The following is a 19797-nucleotide window of genomic DNA, read 5'->3' as shown; positions in this document are numbered from 1 at the left end:
AAGTCACAACAACCGGCTGAACCGCGTGAACAGCGGCGATCCGACGTTCGGAACCGGCCAAGACGTGGCGGGCCGGTGAACGTCGTTGTTTCCCGGGGTCATTGTTTTATGCCGGTCCATGGCATAGTCAGGCCCAACGATTCGTTCCATCTTGCGCACACGCAACATCAGAATCCATGGGTAAGCCGTTGAAATCAGCTGCAAAAGCCAAGGCCAAGAGCGTCACGGACCCGTTGGCGGCGTTCGCCGCCAAGGGCAAGGCTCCGGCCAAGCCAGCCGCCCGCTCGGCGAGTGCCGAGGGCGATTACACTGCCCGTGACATCGAGGTCCTCGAGGGCCTGGAGCCGGTGCGGCGCCGCCCCGGCATGTATATCGGCGGCACCGACGAAAAGGCGCTGCACCACCTGTTTGCCGAGGTCATCGACAACTCGATGGACGAGGCGCTGGCCGGCCACGCCACCTTCATCGAGGTCGAGCTTGACGCCGAAGGCTTCCTCACCGTGACCGACAACGGCCGCGGCATTCCTATCGATCCCCATCCCAAGTTTCCGAAGAAGTCGGCGCTCGAAATCATCATGTGCACGCTGCACGCGGGCGGCAAGTTCGACTCCAAGGTCTACGAGACCTCGGGCGGCCTGCACGGCGTCGGCATCTCCGTGGTGAACGCGCTGTCGACCCGGCTCGAGGTCGAGGTCGCTCGCAACCAGAAGCTCTACCGCATGGTGTTCGAACGCGGACATCCCAAGGGCAAGCTCGAGGAGGTCGGCAAGGTCGCCAACCGGCGCGGCACACGGGTGCGTTTCCAACCCGACCCGACCATCTTCGGCGCCAAGGCGACGTTCAAGCCGCAGCGCCTGTTCAAGATGGCGCGCTCGAAAGCCTATCTGTTCGGCGGCGTCGAGATCCGCTGGAAGTGCGATCCGTCGCTGCTGAAGGGCATCGAGGACGTCCAGGCCGAGGCGACGTTCCATTTCCCCGGCGGTCTGAAGGACTACCTGGCCGCAGCGATCCATGCCGACACGCTGGTCCATCCGGATATCTTCGCCGGCAAGTCGGGCCGCACCGGTGGCCATGGCGGCTGCGAATGGGCGGTCGCCTGGACCGCCGATGCCGACGGCTTCCTGTCCTCCTACTGCAACACGATTCCGACGCCGGACGGCGGCACGCACGAATCCGGCATCCGCAGCGCGCTTCTGCGCGGCCTGAAGGACCACGCCGAGCGCGTCGGCCAGGGCAAGCGATCGGCCAACATCACCTCCGAGGACATCATGGCGGGCGCCGCCATCATGCTCTCGGTGTTCGTGCGCGAGCCGGAATTCCAGGGCCAGACCAAGGACCGCCTCGCCACGGCAGAGGCCCAGCGCATCGTCGAGCAGGCCGTCAAGGACCCGTTCGACCACTGGCTGTCCGGCAATCCGGTGCAGGCCAACCGGCTGCTCGATTTCGTCATCGAGCGCGCCGAGGAACGCATCCGCCGCCGGCAGGAGAAGGAGACGGCGCGCAAGACCGCGACCAAGAAGCTGCGCCTGCCGGGCAAGCTCGCCGACTGCACCGACGCCGGCACCGAAGGCTCCGAGCTGTTCATCGTCGAGGGCGATTCGGCCGGCGGCAGCGCCAAGCAGGCGCGCGACCGCAAGAAGCAGGCCGTGCTGCCGCTGCGCGGCAAGATCCTCAACGTCGCCTCCGCCGGCAAGGACAAGCTGACCGCCAACGCCCAGCTCGCCGATCTCGTGATGGCGATCGGCGCCGGCACCGGCACGTCGTATCGGGAGGAGGATCTGCGCTACCAGCGCATCATCATCATGACCGATGCCGACGTCGACGGCGCCCACATCGCCTCGCTGCTGATCACCTTCTTCTACCGGCAGATGCGGCCGCTGATCGACGAGGGGCATCTCTACCTCGCCGTGCCGCCGCTCTACCGGCTCACCCATGGCAGCAAGACGTTCTACGCGCGCGACGATGCCCATCGGGACGAGCTCCTGAAGCGCGAGTTCAATGCCAACGCCAAGGTCGAGATCGGCCGCTTCAAAGGTCTCGGCGAGATGATGCCGGCCCAGCTCAAGGAAACCACCATGGATCCGGCCAAGCGCACCCTGCTGCGCGTGGTTCTGCTGGCCGAGGATCGCGACGGCACCGCCGACTCGGTCGAGCGGCTGATGGGGACCAAGGCAGAGGCCCGCTTCGCCTTCATTTCGGAAAAGGCCGAATTCGCCAGCGACGAGCTGCTCGACGTCTAGCTTTTGACCCGATTTCACGCCTCGATTGCAGGTTCCATTCGCTCGCGCGAGCCTGCAATCGACCTGTCCAATCAGAGGGTTACGAGAATCCCGAGCATCCCGCAGCGCACTTTCCCCTCCGGTGTGCTCAACCTGCAACAGCTTTTGGGCACCAATCGGCTATAGTTCGGGCACATCTGGCGAGGGAATCGCCGCCGCAACCCGGCACCTGCGACATGACGATCTTGGGGAATTGAATATGAAAAAGCTTTTGCTTGCTGCCACTGCGCTGGTTGCGATCACGGGTGCCGCTTCGGCTGCTGATCTGGCAGCTCGCCCCTACGTGAAGGCTCCGATGATGCCGGTGGCGCCGAGCTGGACCGGCTTCTACATCTTCGGTGGTGCCGGCGGCGGCATCTGGGATGCCGACTCGCACACCAACTTCAACGGCGTGCCGGTGACGATCGATCAGCGCGTCGGTGGCGACGGCTGGTTCGGCACCGTCGGCGCCGGCTACGACTGGCAGTTCAATCCGTCCTGGGTCTTCGGCGTGTTCGCCGATGGTCAGTTCGGCAGCATGCGCGGCACCGTGCAGGATCAGATTGCGCCGGCCCTCACTGGCCGCATCAAGATGCAGGATGCCTGGGCCGCGGGCGCTCGCATTGGCTATTTGGTTGCTCCGAATGTCCTGTCGTACGTCAATGCCGGTTACTCCGGATCGCATTGGTCGGGCACTGGTCTGACCACCCTCACCGGTGCTGCCTCGGGCTTGCATACCGACTCGTTCAACCGGAACGGCTGGTTCGTCGGCGGCGGCGTCGAGAACAACCTGAACATCTTCGGCATCTCGGCGCCGGGCTGGTTCATGAAGACCGAATATCGCGCGGCCTATTACGACCGCAAGGATATTGCCGTCCGCTTCGATGGCACCAATGCTCTGAGCACGGACTCCGTCAGCTTCAAGCCGTGGGTGCAGACCATCAGCACCTCGCTGGTCTACCGCTTCAACTGGACCGGCCCGGTCGTCAAGTACTGAGCCGAACGCACTCGGTCTTTCAATAATTCTGCGAAAAGCCCCGGTTGATCCGGGGCTTTTTGTTTTTGGCTCGGATATTGGCGGCTGGAGCCGCTGGTCATCTGCCGCGCCGGCCGCTAGCCTCCTCGTCACAAAACTTCACAAAAAAGACGGCAGCAGCGTTTCCGATGCTGTGACGCGGTCGACGAGGGAGGAAGTGGCCATGCGGAAATTCCTGATGATCGGCGGCCTGCTTCTGCTCGCCATCGGCCTGCTCTGGGTCGGTCAGGGCACCGGGGTGGTGGCATGGCCGCGGACGAGCTTCATGATCAACCAGCTGCAGTGGGCAGGTTACGGCGTCGGCATGGGTGCGCTCGGCCTGGTGATGATCTGGCAGGGCACCTGCTGACGTCTGACAACAACAACAATGGAGACACTGCATGGCGGGCCGTTTCGACCTGAGGGGCAAGGTTGCGATCGTGACGGGCGGCAACGGCGGAATTGGCCTGGGGATGGCACGCGGGCTTGCCGATGCCGGCGCCGACATTGCCGTGGTCGGCCGCAACGAAGCCAAGTCACGGGCGGCGGTGGCTGATCTCGCCGGTCGCGGCGGCCGTGCTATCACCGTCACAGCCGACGTCAGCGACAAGGACGACGTCGCCGCCATGGTCGCGCGCGTGACCAGCGAGCTCGGTCGCATCGACATCCTCATCAACAATGCCGGCATGAGCATCCGCAAGCCGCCGCACGTGCTCGAGCTGGAGGAGTGGCAGCAGGTGATCGACACCAATCTCACCAGCGCGTTCCTGTGCTCGAAGGCCGCCTACCCGGCCCTCAAGGCGAACGGCGGCGGCAAGATCATCAACATCGGCTCGATGCTGTCGATCTTCGGCGCCAGCTTCGCGCCGGCCTATGCGGCCAGCAAGGGCGGCATCGTGCAGTACACGCGCGCCTGTGCCTGCGCCTGGGCGCCCGACAACATCCAGGTCAACGCGATCTTGCCGGGCTGGATCGACACCGACCTGACGCGCGCGGCGCGCAGCCAGATCGACGGCCTGCACGACCGCGTGCTGGCGCGCACGCCCGCGGCACGGTGGGGCGACATCGACGACTTCGCCGGCATCGCGACGTTCCTGAGCTCGCCGGCCTCGGACTTCGTCACCGGCACAGCCATTCCCGTCGATGGTGGCTATTCGATCATGGCCTAGCCGAGGCCTCAGCGTCGAAAGCTCTTGATCTCGGAGACGCTGCCGTCGCGATAGGTCAACTCCACCGAGACGAACTTCGTCGCTGGCGGCAGCTTCAAATAGGGCGTGGCGTTGGAGGGAATCGCAATGGGATCGCGCATGTCGCAGCCGGGCATGTTGAGGACCTTGTCCGGCACCGCCGTGTCGATGCCGATGCGGACCTCGCGGATGGCGCAGCGATACGACATCAGGTGCGTGTAGTAGACCAAGAGACCGTTGAACTCGCGGAACGACAGCCAGCTCGTCGCGGTCATGTCGAGGATCTTGCGCTGGTCATGCACCAGCGCGGCCTCCGGCTCGAAGCGGATCGGGAACGGTCCCTGCATCTCGCCCGATGCATCGACATAGCGGACCTGGATGGTGCCCGCGGGCGCATCCGACGGCAGCTGGATCGAGGGATTGGGCATGCGCTTGCGCGTGCGCGGATCGAGCACGTCCATGAAGCCGGTCTCGCGAAACTCTCCTGCCTCACCCATGCGCCAGGAAATGCCGAGCGTCGGATCGGCGATCGAGAAGGTGACGGTCCAGCCGCCATTGTGGCGCGAGAACATCGCAATCGGTGCGTTCAGGCTCTCGTTCGCCGGCGGAATGCGCGGCGCCGAGACAGGAGGCAGCGCCGCGAGCTTCTGCTGCGGCTCGGCCGGCTTGTCGGTTGCAGCCGGCCCCTTCGCCATGCCGTTGAGAAAGACATCGTCGACCATCTGGTCGAAATAGACCGGAATCTGCTTGTGCCGCACGGTCTCGGCGAGCTCGCTGACCAGCCGGCGGGTGCGTTGCGCCACCTGCACCAGATTGACGCCGGGCTGCGTCAGCTCCTTGGCGAAGGTGCGCGTGAACACCGAGTTTGGATTGACGTCATCGTTGGAGAGCCGGTCGAGCGCGGTCTGGCGCGGACCGGCCGAGAACACTGAGAATACGCCTTCCGGCAACTGCGTCATCGGCGCCAGGCCACCCCCGCCCGCCACCGCGCGCGTGCCCGAGCGCTCGAACGGATTGTTGCGGCAGGCGTCGAACACCAGGATCGAGGTGCGCGCCTTCTTGTTCTGCAGCCGCTCGATGACGCGGTCCGCGAGGATCGAGGCGTCGCGTACCAGCTCTTCCTGGCCTTCGGTGGCCGCGGGCACGTCGGTCGGCAACAGGAAGTTCTGACCGGCGATTTCGAAGCCGTGACCGGCATAGAAGAAGAACGCGGTGTCGCCCGGCTCGACGGCGTTGTCGAACGCCAGCAGTGTCTGGCTGAACTGCTGGCGATTGAGATTCTCCGCGACCATGACATTGAAGCCGAGTTGCTTCAGCGTGTCGCCCATCGTCCGCGCGTCGTTGACGGCCTTCTGCAGCTTCGGCACGAAGCGGTAGTCGTTGTTGCCGATCACGAGCGCAATGCGCTTCTCGGCACGCGCGGCGGCCGGCGCCAGAACCACTGCCAGCATCGCCAGCCCGCACGCCAGCCACGTCCGCATCGATCTCATCGTTCGTCCCTGCCCTCATCGCGTGGGCTGCCGCCCTCGGATAGTCGACGGCACCGCGCCACCGGTTCATGCCCGGCGGCACACGCGGCTGCTCCCCTGCCGAACACACGCCGCAATTCCATCGACAATTCGACCAGAGCGCTTTCCGCGACCGGCCGTAGGAAGCTTCGGAGCACCCGAATACGACAGCTCGACGACAGGTTGCCTGCAAATAATGCAAAAACATTAAGCTTTTTCGGTACTTCGCTCCCCTCTTCCATTGACTTTGCAGAATTCGCCCCTATCTTCCGGAGCAGCGCGGCCGGATCGCATCCGATTCCTGAGAGATTGACCGCGGGTCGGCGTTAGTCAGAAAACCCCCAGCTTCGTTAGAGCATGCCGTTTCGGGGTTGAGCGCGACCACAGCCTTTTACCCTCGATTCCTAACGGCGGCGTCGAATAGAGGCCCCGTCGCCTATCGGCGCGTGACATAGAGGCTCGATGTCTTTTTCCAATCTCGGCTTGTCCGACAAGGTGTTGGCTGCAGTTGCGGCCACTGGTTACACCACCCCGACCCCCATTCAGGAACAGGCGATTCCTCATGTGCTGGCGCGCCGCGACGTGCTCGGCATCGCCCAGACCGGCACCGGCAAGACCGCCGCTTTCGTCCTGCCGATGCTCACGATCCTCGAGAAGGGCCGCGCCCGCGCCCGAATGCCGCGCACCCTGATCCTGGAGCCGACCCGTGAGCTGGCCGCCCAGGTCAAAGAGAACTTCGATCGCTACGGCGCCGGACAGAAGCTCAACGTCGCCCTGTTGATCGGTGGCGTCTCCTTCGGCGACCAGGACGCCAAGCTGACTCGCGGGGTCGACGTGCTGATCGCCACGCCAGGCCGACTGCTCGATCATACGGAACGCGGCGGATTGCTGCTCACGGGCGTGGAGCTCCTGGTCATCGACGAAGCCGACCGCATGCTCGACATGGGTTTCATCCCCGACATCGAGCGCATCTGCAAGCTCGTCCCCTTCACCCGCCAGACCCTGTTCTTCACCGCGACCATGCCGCCGGAAATCCGGCGCATCACCGAAACCTTCCTGCACAACCCGCAGAAGGTCGAGGTCTCCAAGCCGGCCACGACCGCCGTCACCGTGACCCAGTTGCAGGTCCCATCCGGCCGCGAGGCGCATCAGAAGCGCGAGGTGCTGCGCAGGCTGTTGCGGAACGCCAAGGATCTCAACAACGCGATCATCTTCTGCAACCGCAAGCGCGACGTCGCCATCGTTCACAAGTCGCTGCAGAAGCACGGCTTCAGTGTTGGCGCCCTGCACGGCGACATGGACCAGTCGGCCCGCACCGCGGCGCTCGATCAATTCCGCAAGGGCGAACTGCCCTTGCTCGTCGCCTCCGACGTCGCCGCACGCGGCCTCGACATTCCCGAAGTCAGCCACGTCTTCAATTTCGACGTGCCGCATCATTCCGACGACTACGTTCACCGCATTGGCCGTACCGGCCGCGCCGGACGGACCGGCACGGCAATCTCGATCGTGGCCCCGGCCGACCAGAAGTCGATGGTCGCCATCGAGAAGCTGATCGGACAGGGCATTCCGACCATCGAGGGTGACTACGAAGTGCAGGAGTCCTCGGGCGACGAGGATACGCGTGAGCGACGTCCGCGTGACGCCGCGCGTCGCGGCAGCCGCGGCAAGGCCCGGGAGCGCGATGCGGCCCCGCGCGAGCGTGATCCAGCCCCGCGGGAGCGCGAGCCGCGCGCGGCAGCTCCGCGCGCCGCACAGGCAAATTCTCCTCGGCCTGCGCCGAGCGCTCGCAAGGAACAGCCTCGCAACGAACAGCCTCGCAATGAAGCGCGGCGGCCGCGGCGCGACCACGACAACGAGCCCGCCGATCACTCACATCTCCCCGCCTTCCTGCTTCGCCCGGTGCGGGCACCGCTTCCCTGAGCGCGGGCACAAGATTCCGGGCTGCTCCCCCATGCGGTCGCCCGGAACATCAGCCGCTGCATTCGTAGACCTGACTTAAGTCGACAGCGCTGAGCTCTCGGCGAGGCGTGCGTCGACCGAACAGTTCCAGCCCGCGTCAGCAAGTTTCCAGCAGCATCCTATGTAGCTCATTGAACATATGAGCTGCCGTTCCCGTATCCACGGCGCGGCGCATCCGGGACTCTACGGCCGTATTTACCCCTGGTTCACAAACGTCCTTTAGCTTGCCCGGCATTGTTTATTTCATTGCTGTGACGACGACGGCGACGCGGGCGATTGGGGGGAACCTGTGGTGGTCAATGCGCTTGACGAACACGAACGCACGATAGGCTTCGCCGAAGTCGCGCTCAGCCAGATCAGAACGCTCCGCCATTCGGCCAATCCGCGCAATTACGAGGTCTGGTACGTCTACGCGACGGGCTACAACGCACCGCTGAACGAGATCATCAACGAGACGCTGTCGCGCAACGGCAAGCTGTCGCAGTCCGATCTCGATCAGCTCTACGACTCCTACCTCGCGCAGCTCAAGACGTCGGATCGCATCGACAAGGTCGGCGCGCGCGTCGTCGGCGAGATCGACGACCTGGTGAACATGCTCACCGATGCTCTCGGCAGGACGGCGAGCTACGATGCGAGCCTCGCGGGCGCCGATCAACGGCTCGCATCGGCCACCAGCCGCGAGCAACTGGTCGACATCATCGAGGCGCTGGCCCATTCGACCAAGCAGATGCGCGAAACCAACCGGATCCTCGAAGAGCGGCTGACGCTGTCCAAGGACGAGATCAGCGGGCTGCAGCACAGCCTGGAGGTGATTCGGGCCGAGAGCCTGACCGATCCCCTCACCGGCCTCGGCAATCGCAAATATTTCGACCGGATGATCGAGACGACGGTGCAGTCGGGGCTCGCGACCGAGCAGCCGCTGTCGCTGTTGATGTTCGACATCGACCACTTCAAGTCCTTCAACGATTCCTACGGACATCTCACCGGAGACCAGGTACTGCGCCTGGTCGGGATGACCCTGAAGCACGCCATCAAGGGCCAGGATATCGCAGCGCGCTACGGCGGCGAGGAGTTCGCCGTCGTGCTGCCCAACACCTCGCTACAGCACGCGCTGACGGTGGCCGATCACATCCGCCGCGCCGTCACGGCAAAGGAGCTCAAGAAGAAATCAACGGGAGAGATTCTCGGACGTGTGACCATCTCGGTCGGCGTATCCGTGCTGCGGGCCGGCGACGACACCGACGCCCTGATCGAGCGCGCGGACGCCTGCCTCTATGCCGCCAAGCGCAACGGCCGCAACAAGGTGGTATGCGAGAACGATCCCGAATACGCGACGACGACGCGAGGTCAGGTCGCCTGACGGCAAGGTCGCCAGCGACGCATATGGAGCATCAGCGTGTTCGCGATGATGCTGCGCGCGACGTCTGCCGGCCCCGCGCCACTGTCGCGCTGCGTGTTTTGCGACCGGCGGGACCCTTGTCTGCGCTCTTGTCAACGCTCTTGGCCACCTTTCCCGTCTTGGCCGGCTTGGTCTTTTTCACTGCCGGCCTGGTTGGTCCAGGCTTCGCCCCACCCCGGGTCGGGACCAGTCTGTTGCCCCGCGCCGCCCGCTTCTTGCTGGTCCGCTTGCTCAAGGCCGCCCTCTGGGCCGCTGCGAATGCATCTCTCGCCCAGACCGCGAACTCGTCGGTGTCATCGAACAGATGTGCCGGCACCTGCCAATACGACCGCACCGTCATGGTCCGCGCGCGGGTCTCGTAGGAAAACGGCTTGGATCCGGCCTCCTCGAATCTGGCAAAGCTGGTTTCGTCAGCACGGAGATAAAGGCCGCTGCGCAGCGCGAGCGCGAAGTTGATGCCGTCGGCGGAGATGCCGAAGCCGGAGAACATCCGCCGGATCGTGACCGGACCGAAGCCGGCGAACAGATCGATCAGGAATTCGCGGTCCATCGCGCCAGCTCCCGCCAACACCCCACTTGCTCGCCCGGAGTTTTCGGTCGGGAAGGTGGCGCGTGTCAATGTCCGGAACGTGACAGCTCCGGAGCCGCACTGGCTGGAAGCGGACGATCAGACCTCGGCCGGCTTGAGCTGCACCGACTCGCCGCAGCCGCAGGCACTGATCTGGTTCGGATTGTTGAAGACGAACTGGGCCTGCATCTTGTCAGCCTGATAGTCCATCTCGGTGCCGAGCAGAAACAGCACGGCCTTGGGATCGACCAGGATCTTGACGCCCTTGTCCTCGACGACCTCGTCGGTCGGCCGGATATCATGGGCATACTCGACCGTGTAGGACTGACCGGCGCAGCCGCCATTCTTGACACCGACACGCAATCCGATGATCTCGGACTCGGCGCGATCGGTGAGCTCACGGATGCGCTTGGCCGCCGCATCGGTGAGCCGCATCACCTGCGGGCGGGGCCGCGGCTTGGGCTTGGCAACAGGCGCTGTCGAATTCGTCGTGCTGGTCATGGCGTCATCCCGGCGGGGTATGTGATCCGCCCTTACTATTCAAACTTCGTGCCCGCTCGTCTCACCACATGTTCAGGACGAGCCGGGCCTCGTCGCTCATCCGGTCCGGCGTCCATTGCGGCTCCCAGACGATGCTGACGTTGACGACGCCGACACCCGGGACGCTCGCGATCGCGTTCTCCACCATGGTCGGCAGCTCGCCGGCCGCCGGACAGTTCGGCGTCGTCAGCGTCATCATGACGTCGACGCTGCGGTCGTCCTTGATGTCGACCTTGTAGATCAGGCCGAGCTCGTAGATGTCGGCCGGGATCTCCGGATCGAACACCGTCTTCAGCGCCGCGATGATCTCGCTGGAGAGCCGCTCGGTCTCCTCCGGCGGCAGCGCCGAATGCGTTTCGACGGACTGAGTTTTGACGTCGGCCGTGTCGGTCATGCAAACAATTCCCGCGCCTTGATCAATGCCTGTGCAAGCTGATCGACCTCTTCCCTCGTATTGTACATGCCAAACGAGGCCCGGCAGGTCGCCGTGACGTTGAATCTCTCCAAAAGCGGCATCACGCAGTGCGTGCCCGCACGCACCGCGACGCCCTGCCGATCGATCACGGTCGCGATGTCATGGGCATGCGCCCCCTTCATCTCGAACGAGATCACAGGGCCCTTGCCCTTGGCGGTGCCGATCAGCCGCAGCGAGTTGATCTCGCGCAGCCGATCCTGGGCATAGGTGAGCAGGTCGTGCTCATGCGCGGCGATGCGCTCCTTGCCGACCGAGTTGACGTAATCGATCGCGGCGCCGAGCCCAACCGCCTCGACGATCATCGGGGTGCCAGCCTCGAACTTGTGCGGCGGATCGCCATAAGTGACCCAGTCGCGCGCAACCTCGCGGATCATCTCGCCGCCGCCATTGTAGGGGCGCATGGCAACGAGGTGGTCGTACTTGGCGTAGAGCACGCCGATGCCGGTCGGCCCGTACAGCTTGTGGCCGGTGAAGACGTAGAAGTCGCAGTCGATGTCCTGGACGTCGATGGCGAGGTGCACGGCGGCCTGGCTGCCATCGACCAGCACCGGAATGCCGCGCGCATGCGCAATGCGCACGACCTCCTTCACCGGGACCAGCGTGCCGAGCATGTTCGACATCTGGGTGATAGCGACCAGCTTGGTTTTCGGCGTGAGCAGCTTCTCGAACTCGTCGATCAGGAAATTGCCGTCGTCGTCGACCGGAGCCCACTTGATCACCGCGCCCTGGCGCTCGCGCAAGAAGTGCCAGGGCACGATGTTGGAATGGTGCTCCATGATCGAGAGCACGATCTCGTCGCCCTCGCCGATGTTCGGTCCGCCCCACGACGACGCCACGAGATTGATCGCCTCGGTCGCGTTGCGGGTGAAGATGATCTCCTCGCTGCGCCGTGCATTGAGAAAGCGCGTGACCCGCTCGCGGCCGCCCTCATAGGCCTCGGTCGCGGCGTTGGCGAGATAGTGCAGGCCACGATGCACGTTGGCGTATTCGCTGGTGTAGGCCTGCGTCATGCGATCGAGCACCGCGCGCGGCTTCTGCGCAGACGCCGCGTTGTCGAGATAGACGAGCTTCTTGCCGTAGACCTGCAGCGCCAACGCAGGAAAATCCTCGCGGATGCGGGCGACGTCGTAGGATCCGTTGGAGACGGCGGGATGCGTGCTCATGCGCGCGCCTCCATCCAGTCCTGGGCAGCAGCAATGACGCGCTCGCGCAAGGAATCGTCCTCGATCGCTTCGATCGCCTCGCCGACGAAGGCCTGGATCAGCAGCGCCTGGGCCTGCTTCTCCGGCAGGCCGCGGGCCTGCAAATAGAACAACAGGCTGTCGTCGAGCGCGCCAGCGGTGGCGCCGTGGCCGCAGGAGACGTCGTCGGCGAAGATCTCGAGTTCCGGTTTCGAGTCGGCCTCGGCCTCGTCGGACAGCAGCAGCGCACGGGTCATCATCTTGCCGTCGGTCTTCTGCGCGTGGGGGCGGACGATGATGCGGCCCTGGAACACGGAATGAGCGCGATCGTCGAGCACCGCGCGGAAGTTTTCGCGGCTGGTGCAGCCCGGCACCGCATGGTCGACGACGAGCGTCAGGTCGCCATGCTGCTTGTCACGCAGCAGGTTGACGCCGTTGACGATCAGCTCGCTGCCTTCGCCCTTGAGAGTAATGAAGCCCTGCAGACGACTGACGGCGCCGCCTGTCGTCATGTTGAAGAGATTGAGTTTCGACCGCGCACCGACCTCGTACCTGGCTGAGGTGATGTTCACAGCATCGCTGGCATCGCGCATCAGGCGAATGGTGGACAGCGCAGCGTCATCACCGAGGGAGACGACCACGGCGTCATTGGCCTGATAGCCTGAGGCATCATCGGCGGCGATCGCGCTTTCGATCAAGGTGGCCTGCGCGCCGTTCCCCACCGAAAGATGTGAGCGACTGGCACGCGATGCTTGCGATGCTGTCGCGATGTGAATGATCTGCAGCGGATGCGAGAGCTTTGCACCGTCCGCCACGGAGATCAGGACTCCGTCGGTCGCAAGCGCCCCGTTCAACAGGACCATCGCATCGTTGACAGTCGTCTCCAGCAGCCGCTCGCTGCCGGCGCTCTGCAGCGCCTCGCGAAGCGTGCGAACCTTGACACCATCCTCGGAGGCCGAAATATCCGAGAGCTCCGCCACGAACACGCCGTCGACCAGCACCAGCTTCCGAGCACCGTCGACGGCAACAGAAGCCAGCACGGCCTTAGCCCGCGCCAGCGCCGCCGCATCCGGCGCGCCTGCCAGCGGCAGCACCTCGCGCATCAGCGCACGCAGATCGGTGTACTTCCATTCCTCGATACGACGGTGCGGCAGGCCTGTGCGCTCGAAAGCCGAGAAGGCTTCGCGCCGGATATCGGCCACCTTGCCGGTGCCGGGCAGACGGCCCCAAGCGGCAGAGAGCAAGCTGCTCGCCGCCGGACCGCTGTCGTTCTTGACCAAAGCTACGTTCATCACAGATCCATTCACGCGAGGCTCAGGCCGCGTCTTCGAACTGGGCGTAACCGGACGCCTCCAGCTCGAGCGCGAGCTCCTTGCCGCCGCTCTTCACGACGCGGCCCTTCGACATCACATGAACGACGTCGGGGACGATGTAGTTCAGCAGCCGCTGATAGTGGGTGATCACGATCATCGAGCGCTCCGGCGAGCGCAGCGCGTTGACGCCGTCGGCGGCGATGCGCAGCGCGTCGATGTCGAGGCCGGAATCCATCTCGTCGAGGATGCAGAGCGACGGCTGAAACAGGGCCATCTGCAGCACCTCGTTGCGCTTCTTCTCGCCGCCGGAAAAGCCGACATTGACGCCGCGCTTGAGCATGTCCTGCGGAATGCTGAGCGATTTCGAGATCTCGCGCACCTTCCTGAGGAAGTCCGGCGTCGAATACTCCTCCTCGCCGCGCGCCTTGCGCTGCGCATTCAGCGCGGTGCGCAGGAAGGTCATGGTGGCGACGCCGGGGATCTCGACCGGATACTGGAACGCCAGGAACACGCCCTTGGCGGCACGCTCGTCCGGCGCCATGGCAAGCAGATCCTCGCCCTTGAACAGGATCTCACCGCCGGTCACCTCATAGCCCGGCTTGCCGGCGATGACGTGGGACAGCGTCGACTTGCCGGAGCCGTTCGGCCCCATGATCGCGTGCACCTTGCCGGCGTCGATCGACAGCGTCAGGCCGTGGAGAATCTCGCGCTCCTCGACGCGGACCTGCAGGTTGTTGATTTCGAGTAGTGCCATGATCTGTTTCCGCTCAACGCTTGCCCTGGCGCCACCGATTCCATCGGGTTCCGAGGGCGTATGATATCGATGTCAGCACGAGCGGGCCGCGCCGCGGCCCCGCTGCAATGTGGCCTCAGCCGACCGAACCTTCGAGGCTGATCGAGATCAGCTTCTGCGCCTCGACCGCGAACTCCATCGGGAGCTGCTGCAGCACGTCCTTGACGAAGCCGTTGACGACGAGCCCGACCGCCTCCTCCTGCGAAAGACCGCGCTGGATGCAGTAGAACAGCACGTCCTCGGAGATCTTGGACGTGGTCGCCTCGTGCTCGAAGGTGGCCGAGGAATTCTTGGCCTCGATATACGGCACGGTATGCGCGCCGCATTTGTCGCCGATCAGCAACGAATCGCAGGCGGTGAAGTTGCGCGCGCCGGTGGCTTTGCGATGCGCCGTGACGAGACCGCGATAGGTGTTCTGCGAGCGGCCTGCGGCGATGCCCTTGGAGATGATCCGGCTGGTCGTGTTCTTGCCGAGATGGATCATCTTGGTGCCGCTATCGACCTGCTGATAGCCGTTCGAGATCGCGATCGAATAGAACTCACCGCGCGAATTGTCGCCGCGCAGGATGCAGCTCGGATATTTCCAGGTGATCGCCGATCCCGTCTCGACCTGGGTCCAGGAGATCTTGGAATTGTCGCCGCGGCAGTCGCCACGCTTGGTGACGAAATTATAGATGCCGCCCTTGCCTTCCGAATTGCCCGGATACCAGTTCTGCACCGTCGAGTACTTGATCTCGGCGTCGTCATGCGCGATCAGCTCGACCACGGCGGCATGCAGCTGGTTCTCGTCGCGCTGCGGCGCCGTGCAGCCTTCGAGGTAGCTTACGTAGGCGCCCTTGTCGGCGATGATCAGCGTGCGCTCGAACTGGCCGGTGTTGCGCTCGTTGATGCGGAAGTAGGTCGACAGCTCCATCGGGCAGCGCACGCCCGGCGGCACGTAGACGAACGAGCCGTCGGAGAACACCGCCGAATTCAAGGTCGCGTAGAAATTGTCGGACGTCGGCACCACGCTGCCGAGATATTTCTGTACGAGCTCGGGATGCTCGCGGATCGCCTCCGAGATCGGCATGAAGATCACGCCGGCCTTCCTCAGCTCCTCCTTGAACGTCGTCGCCACCGACACCGAATCGAACACGGCGTCGACCGCGATCTTGCGCGTCTCGGGGCTGCCGGCGCCGGGCACCGGCTCGACGCCTTCGAGGATCGCGACCTCGCGCAAGGGAATGCCGAGCTTCTCATAGGTCTTCAGGATCTCCGGATCGATCTCGTCGATCGAGGAGAGCTGCTTCTTCGGCTTCGGCGCCGAGTAGTAGTAGAGATCCTGGAAATCGATCTTCGGATAGTCGACGCGCGCCCAGGTCGGCTCGGTCATGGTCAGCCACCGGCGATAGGCCTCAAGGCGCCATTCGAGCATCCAGGCGGGCTCGTTCTTCTTGCCCGAGATGAAGCGGACGGTGTCTTCGGAAAGCCCCTTCGGAGCCTTCTCGGATTCGATGACGGTCTCGAACCCATAGCGATATTGGTCGACGTCGATCCGCCTGACGCGGTCGACCGTCTCTTGTACGGCTGGCATCCAATCCTCCGCTCGCGGTTTCAAGGACCGCGGTGGACACGTTCTGGAACCGTCTTACGACGTTTCCTCGACGAAATCACGCCCTTAGAATCGCTCAAGCACGGTTTCGTCGCCACCTTTAAGTAGGGTCAATGACAGCTTTCGCCAAGCCTGCAGGCCGCGATCGACGTCCGCCTCCGTCGTGGACCAGCCCAGACTGAGGCGCACCGCTCCCTGGGCCGCTGCGGAACTGGCGCCCATCGCTTCCAGGACATGGGAGGGCTGGACCTTGCCGGACGAGCAGGCCGAGCCGGAAGACACCGCGATTCCTTCGAGATCGAACCCGATCACGGCTGTCTCGGCCTTCAGCCCCGGCGCCGTGAACAGCGTCGTGTTCGGAAGCCGCGCCGCTTCGGAGGAAAATACCGTCACGCCAGCGGTTTGACGAAGGCCCGTTTCCAGCCGGTCGCGCAGCGCCGTGATCCGGGGCAGGTCGACCTCGAGCCCAGCCAGGGCAGCACCGGCCGCGGCGCCAAATCCGGCAATTCCTGCGACGTTTTCGGTTCCAGCCCGGCGACCGCGCTCCTGGCCGCCACCGCGGAGAACCGGAATCGGCTCCTCCACACCAGCGCCCAGAACCAGCGCGCCGACGCCCTTGGGTCCGCCGATCTTGTGCGCAGAGATGGTTACAAGGTCTGCGCCCATCCCTTTGATATCGAGGGGTATTTTCCCGAATGCCTGGACCGCGTCGACCTGCAGCAGGCCGCCCGCCTGGTGCACGATCTCAGCAACTTTCGAAGCCGGTTGAAGCACCCCGGTCTCGTTGTTGGCGGCCATGACGGATACCAGCGCCGGCGGCCCTCCGGCCAGCAGGGCTTCCAGGCGGCCGAGATCGACCACGCCGGAGGGGTCGACCGGGATCGTCTGCACGACGGATGGCGCGAACCGGCCGCCGGCCAGCACCGAGGCATGCTCGACCGCCGACACCAGCAGCCGCTCGACCGGGCCGGCCGGCGCGCGCAGGCCTGGGCTCAAGGCGAGCACATTGGCCTCGGTTCCGCCGGAGGTGAACACCACGCTGCGCGCGACGGTGCCGAGCCCCCGGGCGATCACCTCGCGGGCCTCCTCGGTCAGCCGCCGCGCCTTGCGGCCTTCGGCGTGAACCGACGAGGGATTGCCGACCAGATCCATGGCGGCGAGAATCGCCGCGCGCGCTTGCGGTCGCAGCGGGGTCGTCGCATTCCAGTCGAGATAGATCCTGTCGGCCATGGCTCGTTCTTATCAACTCGGGCCACGAACGACCATCGCTCGCCCGCGCCATGATGATGCGCGACGGCCAGCGTGATATTGTCGGGCGCGAGATTGAGATAGCGGGTCCGTTGCCATGAACAAGCTTGTCGGCTCGATGCTGCGTCCGAATGATCGGACCTTCTAAGCGATCATGGCCGGGCTCTCGCTCGGCGTCGGCGTCGTCAACGCCCTCTCCGCCGCCCACGATGCCGTCAGGCGGGGCGCGGCCTATGATCTGGAAAAACAGTTGCTGTGGGAGATGACGAGCATTGTCGTCCTCATCCTGCTGGCGCCGCTGCTGGTCGCTACGGTTCGTTCCATCCGGCTGGGTCCGGCTGCCATGGCACGTCACATCGCGCTCGCAATTGCCGCCGTGGTCGCCTTCTCTGCGCTTCACATGATCGGCATGGTGACGCTGCGCAAGTTGCTGATGTGGAGCGCGGGCGGCGCGTACGACTTCCAGCTCTCGCTGGCCACCATCGTGTACGAGTTCCGCAAGGACGTCATGACGGCGCTCCTCATCGGTGCCACGCTCTGGCTGTACGACGGCTATCGCGCGAGCGCTGTCCGAGAGCCGACACGGCGATCCGAGCCTCCTGCCCCTGCCACGCTCTGGCTGCGCGACGGCGCGAGCCGCATCCGCATCTCGCCGGCCGACATCCTGTGGGTCGCCGCGGCCGGCAACTACGTCGAATATGCCATGGCCGACGGCAGGCGACATCTGATCCGCGGCACCTTGTCGGCCACCGAGGTCGAGCTCGCCCGCTTCGCGCTCGTCCGCATCCACCGCGGCCGGCTGGTCAACATGGCCCGGGTCGCCGCGCTTTCGGTCCTGCCAACGGGCGATTTCGGCCTGACCTTCGACAACGGACAATCCGCGCAGGGCAGCCGCCGCTATCGCAGCGCCGTTGCGCAACTGGAGCACAGGGCGTCGCTGCGCTGAACGGCCGGGCTGCAGACGAAAACGCCAGTATTTTCATCGAATTGCAGGCGCATTCGGATCACGTTCCGCGACCGCTTCGCCCCGCCACTGTATCGGCAGCCCGGCCTGCATCCCTGCCGCAGCCGCCTTGCCGGGCGTTGAAAATCCTTGCTTTTTGCCCCGCGCTCCATGCTAGAAGGCCAACTTCCAGTCACGCCAGCGCTGCTCCGTCCAAGCGAACGGATGGCGCTCGATCACCACTTTTCCTGCTGAACTCGTCGGCGAGGCGCCAGATGAAGCATGGACGAAGTCGGTCGACGCTCTGCCAAGGATTCTCTGATGCCTGAAGTCATCTTCAACGGTCCGGCCGGCCGCCTCGAAGGCCGTTACCATCCGGCGAAGCAGAAGAACGCGCCGATCGCGATGATCCTGCATCCGCATCCGCAGTTCCACGGCACGATGAACCATCAGATCGTGTACCAGTGCTACTATGCCTTCGCGCATCGCGGCTTTTCGGTGCTGCGCTTCAATTTCCGCGGCGTCGGCCGCAGCCAGGGTTCGTTCGATCACGGCACCGGCGAGCTGTCCGATGCGGCCTCCGCGCTCGATTGGGCGCAGACCATCAACCCCGAAGCTCGCGCCTGCTGGGTCGCCGGCTTCTCGTTCGGCGCCTGGATCGGCATGCAGCTCCTGATGCGCCGCCCGGAGGTCGAGGGCTTCATCTCGATCGCGCCGCCCGCCAACCTCTACGACTTCTCGTTCTTGGCGCCCTGCCCGTCCTCGGGCCTGATCGTGCACGGCGAGCGCGATGCGGTGGTGCCGCCCAAGGACGTCAACACGCTGGTCGAGAAGCTGAAGACGCAGAAGGGCATCGTGATCGACCAGCAGGTCATCCCCGGCGCCAACCACTTCTTCGACGGCAAGCTCGAGCCGCTGATGGAAACCATCACCGCCTATCTCGACATGCGCCTCGCCAATGTGAGGTGAGGTTGCGTCATCACCCGCGAAAGAAAGCGGGTGATCCAGTACGCCGCGGCTTCTCGGCTGATCATCAGCGTCTCGGAATACTGGATCGCCCGGTCAAGCCGGGCGATGGCACTGTGAGTGGCGTGAACGCTCGGTACGACAACAACGTTCCTACGCCGCCTGCTTCAACAAATACGCATCGTGCCGCGCGAGGAACGCGCGCAGCAGCTGCGGATAGTCGGCGCTGACCGCCGTCCTCACGCTCGGCCGCTGCGCGAGCCGATCGCGCCACGCCCGAACCTTCGGCGTGGACGCAAAGATGCCGAGATCGCCGTAGCCATCGAACACATCGAAGTAGCGGAAGATCGGCGCGAAGACGGCGTCGACTAGGCTGAAGCGGACGCCATCGAAATACGGCCCCTCGCCCAACGCAGCCTCAACGCGGACGAACTTCGCCGTCAGCGCCTCGCGCTTGGCCGCGAACACCGCGGCATCCTGCGTCGTCTCCAGGCCCCAGAGATCGCCGAGGATCGCTGAACCGAACTCCATCCAGGTGCGATGCTGCGCACGCGCGAGCGCGCCCTCGGGATGCAGCCGCGCGCCGGCTTGCGTGTCCTCGATGTACTCGCAGATCACGTTGCTCTCGAACAGCGCCACCTCGCCTTGCGCCGTCGGCACGACCAGCACCGGCACCTTGCCGAGCGGCGATATCTTCAGGAACCAGTCGGGCTTGTTGGCGAGATCGATGTCGATCCGCTCGAATGCGACGCCCTTCTCGGTGAGCGCGATGACGGCGCGTTGCACATAGGGGCAGAGCTTGTGGCTGATCAGCTTCAGGGCAGGCGCCATGACATCCTCGGCAGTTTGATGC

18 protein-coding genes are annotated in these 19797 nt (G+C 64.7%); 8 read left to right on the top strand and 10 right to left on the bottom strand.

Features of this window, described 5'->3' with window-relative positions; all coding sequences use genetic code 11:
* Window positions 1-176: 176 nt before the first annotated feature.
* The 4 genes from parE to QW887_RS03130 all read left to right on the top strand — a co-directional run bounded on the left by parE (window position 177) and on the right by QW887_RS03130 (window position 4442).
* Window positions 177-2240: a DNA topoisomerase IV subunit B gene (parE, locus tag QW887_RS03145; protein WP_315751665.1), complete on the top strand. Its 2064-nt coding sequence runs from the start codon at window positions 177-179 to the stop codon at window positions 2238-2240.
* Window positions 2241-2478: 238 nt separating this feature from the next.
* Window positions 2479-3255, top strand: a complete 777-nt coding sequence (locus tag QW887_RS03140) for an outer membrane beta-barrel protein (RefSeq protein WP_315751666.1) — start codon at window positions 2479-2481, stop codon at window positions 3253-3255.
* A gap of 202 nt (window positions 3256-3457) precedes the next feature.
* The gene (locus tag QW887_RS03135) at window positions 3458-3643 is read left to right on the top strand and encodes a hypothetical protein (RefSeq protein WP_315712631.1); all 186 of its coding nucleotides are present in this window, start codon (window positions 3458-3460) and stop codon (window positions 3641-3643) included.
* Window positions 3644-3674: 31 nt separating this feature from the next.
* Entirely contained in the window at window positions 3675-4442 is a 768-nt protein-coding gene (locus tag QW887_RS03130; RefSeq protein ID WP_316194166.1) for a glucose 1-dehydrogenase, read from the top strand.
* Window positions 4443-4450: 8 nt separating this feature from the next.
* Here QW887_RS03130 and QW887_RS03125 read toward each other — a convergent pair whose 3' ends face one another.
* Window positions 4451-5950, bottom strand: coding sequence for a caspase domain-containing protein (locus QW887_RS03125; protein WP_410052598.1), 1500 nt, complete (start codon window positions 5948-5950; stop codon window positions 4451-4453).
* Window positions 5951-6430: 480 nt separating this feature from the next.
* Here QW887_RS03125 and QW887_RS03120 point away from each other — a divergent pair, with 480 nt between their 5' ends.
* The gene (locus QW887_RS03120; protein WP_315712146.1) at window positions 6431-7888 is read left to right on the top strand and encodes a DEAD/DEAH box helicase; all 1458 of its coding nucleotides are present in this window, start codon (window positions 6431-6433) and stop codon (window positions 7886-7888) included.
* Between the two features lie 331 nt (window positions 7889-8219).
* Entirely contained in the window at window positions 8220-9287 is a 1068-nt protein-coding gene (locus QW887_RS03115) for a GGDEF domain-containing protein (protein ID WP_315751668.1), read from the top strand.
* Between the two features lie 31 nt (window positions 9288-9318).
* Here QW887_RS03115 and QW887_RS03110 read toward each other — a convergent pair whose 3' ends face one another.
* From QW887_RS03110 to QW887_RS03075, 8 genes are all read right to left on the bottom strand, one after another.
* Window positions 9319-9876: a TfoX/Sxy family protein gene (locus QW887_RS03110; RefSeq protein ID WP_316194165.1), complete on the bottom strand. Its 558-nt coding sequence runs from the start codon at window positions 9874-9876 to the stop codon at window positions 9319-9321.
* A gap of 117 nt (window positions 9877-9993) precedes the next feature.
* On the bottom strand, window positions 9994-10395 hold the full coding sequence (locus QW887_RS03105) for an iron-sulfur cluster assembly accessory protein (RefSeq protein WP_315712149.1): 402 nt from the start codon (window positions 10393-10395) through the stop codon (window positions 9994-9996).
* A gap of 61 nt (window positions 10396-10456) precedes the next feature.
* Window positions 10457-10828, bottom strand: coding sequence for an SUF system Fe-S cluster assembly protein (locus QW887_RS03100; protein WP_315712150.1), 372 nt, complete (start codon window positions 10826-10828; stop codon window positions 10457-10459).
* Window positions 10825-12072: a cysteine desulfurase gene (locus tag QW887_RS03095; RefSeq protein WP_315712152.1), complete on the bottom strand. Its 1248-nt coding sequence runs from the start codon at window positions 12070-12072 to the stop codon at window positions 10825-10827. The genes QW887_RS03100 and QW887_RS03095 overlap by 4 nt, the downstream gene beginning before the upstream one ends.
* On the bottom strand, window positions 12069-13382 hold the full coding sequence (sufD, locus tag QW887_RS03090) for a Fe-S cluster assembly protein SufD (protein WP_315826881.1): 1314 nt from the start codon (window positions 13380-13382) through the stop codon (window positions 12069-12071). Before sufD ends, QW887_RS03095 begins: the two co-directional genes overlap by 4 nt.
* A gap of 22 nt (window positions 13383-13404) precedes the next feature.
* Window positions 13405-14157 carry a Fe-S cluster assembly ATPase SufC gene (gene sufC, locus QW887_RS03085; RefSeq protein ID WP_315712154.1) on the bottom strand — a complete coding sequence of 251 codons (753 nt, stop codon included), beginning with the start codon at window positions 14155-14157 and terminating at the stop codon, window positions 13405-13407.
* Between the two features lie 115 nt (window positions 14158-14272).
* On the bottom strand, window positions 14273-15769 hold the full coding sequence (sufB, locus tag QW887_RS03080) for a Fe-S cluster assembly protein SufB (RefSeq protein WP_315712155.1): 1497 nt from the start codon (window positions 15767-15769) through the stop codon (window positions 14273-14275).
* A gap of 84 nt (window positions 15770-15853) precedes the next feature.
* A complete protein-coding gene (locus tag QW887_RS03075; protein ID WP_316194164.1) occupies window positions 15854-17017 on the bottom strand; it encodes a cysteine desulfurase family protein in 1164 nt (387 codons plus the stop codon).
* 172 nt (window positions 17018-17189) lie between these two features.
* On the opposite strand from QW887_RS03075, the gene QW887_RS03070 reads away from it, so the two are divergent.
* Together QW887_RS03070 and QW887_RS03065 are read left to right on the top strand one after the other, a co-directional pair.
* The gene (locus QW887_RS03070) at window positions 17190-17981 is read left to right on the top strand and encodes a LytTR family DNA-binding domain-containing protein (protein WP_316194163.1); all 792 of its coding nucleotides are present in this window, start codon (window positions 17190-17192) and stop codon (window positions 17979-17981) included.
* A 318-nt stretch (window positions 17982-18299) separates the two neighbouring features.
* Window positions 18300-18947 carry an alpha/beta hydrolase gene (locus QW887_RS03065; RefSeq protein WP_008971476.1) on the top strand — a complete coding sequence of 216 codons (648 nt, stop codon included), beginning with the start codon at window positions 18300-18302 and terminating at the stop codon, window positions 18945-18947.
* Window positions 18948-19097: 150 nt separating this feature from the next.
* Here QW887_RS03065 and QW887_RS03060 read toward each other — a convergent pair whose 3' ends face one another.
* The gene (locus QW887_RS03060) at window positions 19098-19775 is read right to left on the bottom strand and encodes a glutathione S-transferase family protein (protein WP_316188373.1); all 678 of its coding nucleotides are present in this window, start codon (window positions 19773-19775) and stop codon (window positions 19098-19100) included.
* Window positions 19776-19797 lie beyond the last annotated feature (22 nt).

The organism is Bradyrhizobium sp. SZCCHNRI3052, assembly GCF_032484895.1.
GTDB lineage: Bacteria > Pseudomonadota > Alphaproteobacteria > Rhizobiales > Xanthobacteraceae > Bradyrhizobium.
Note: the sequence above shows the minus strand (reverse complement) of the source record. Positions and strands in the feature narration are given on the sequence as shown.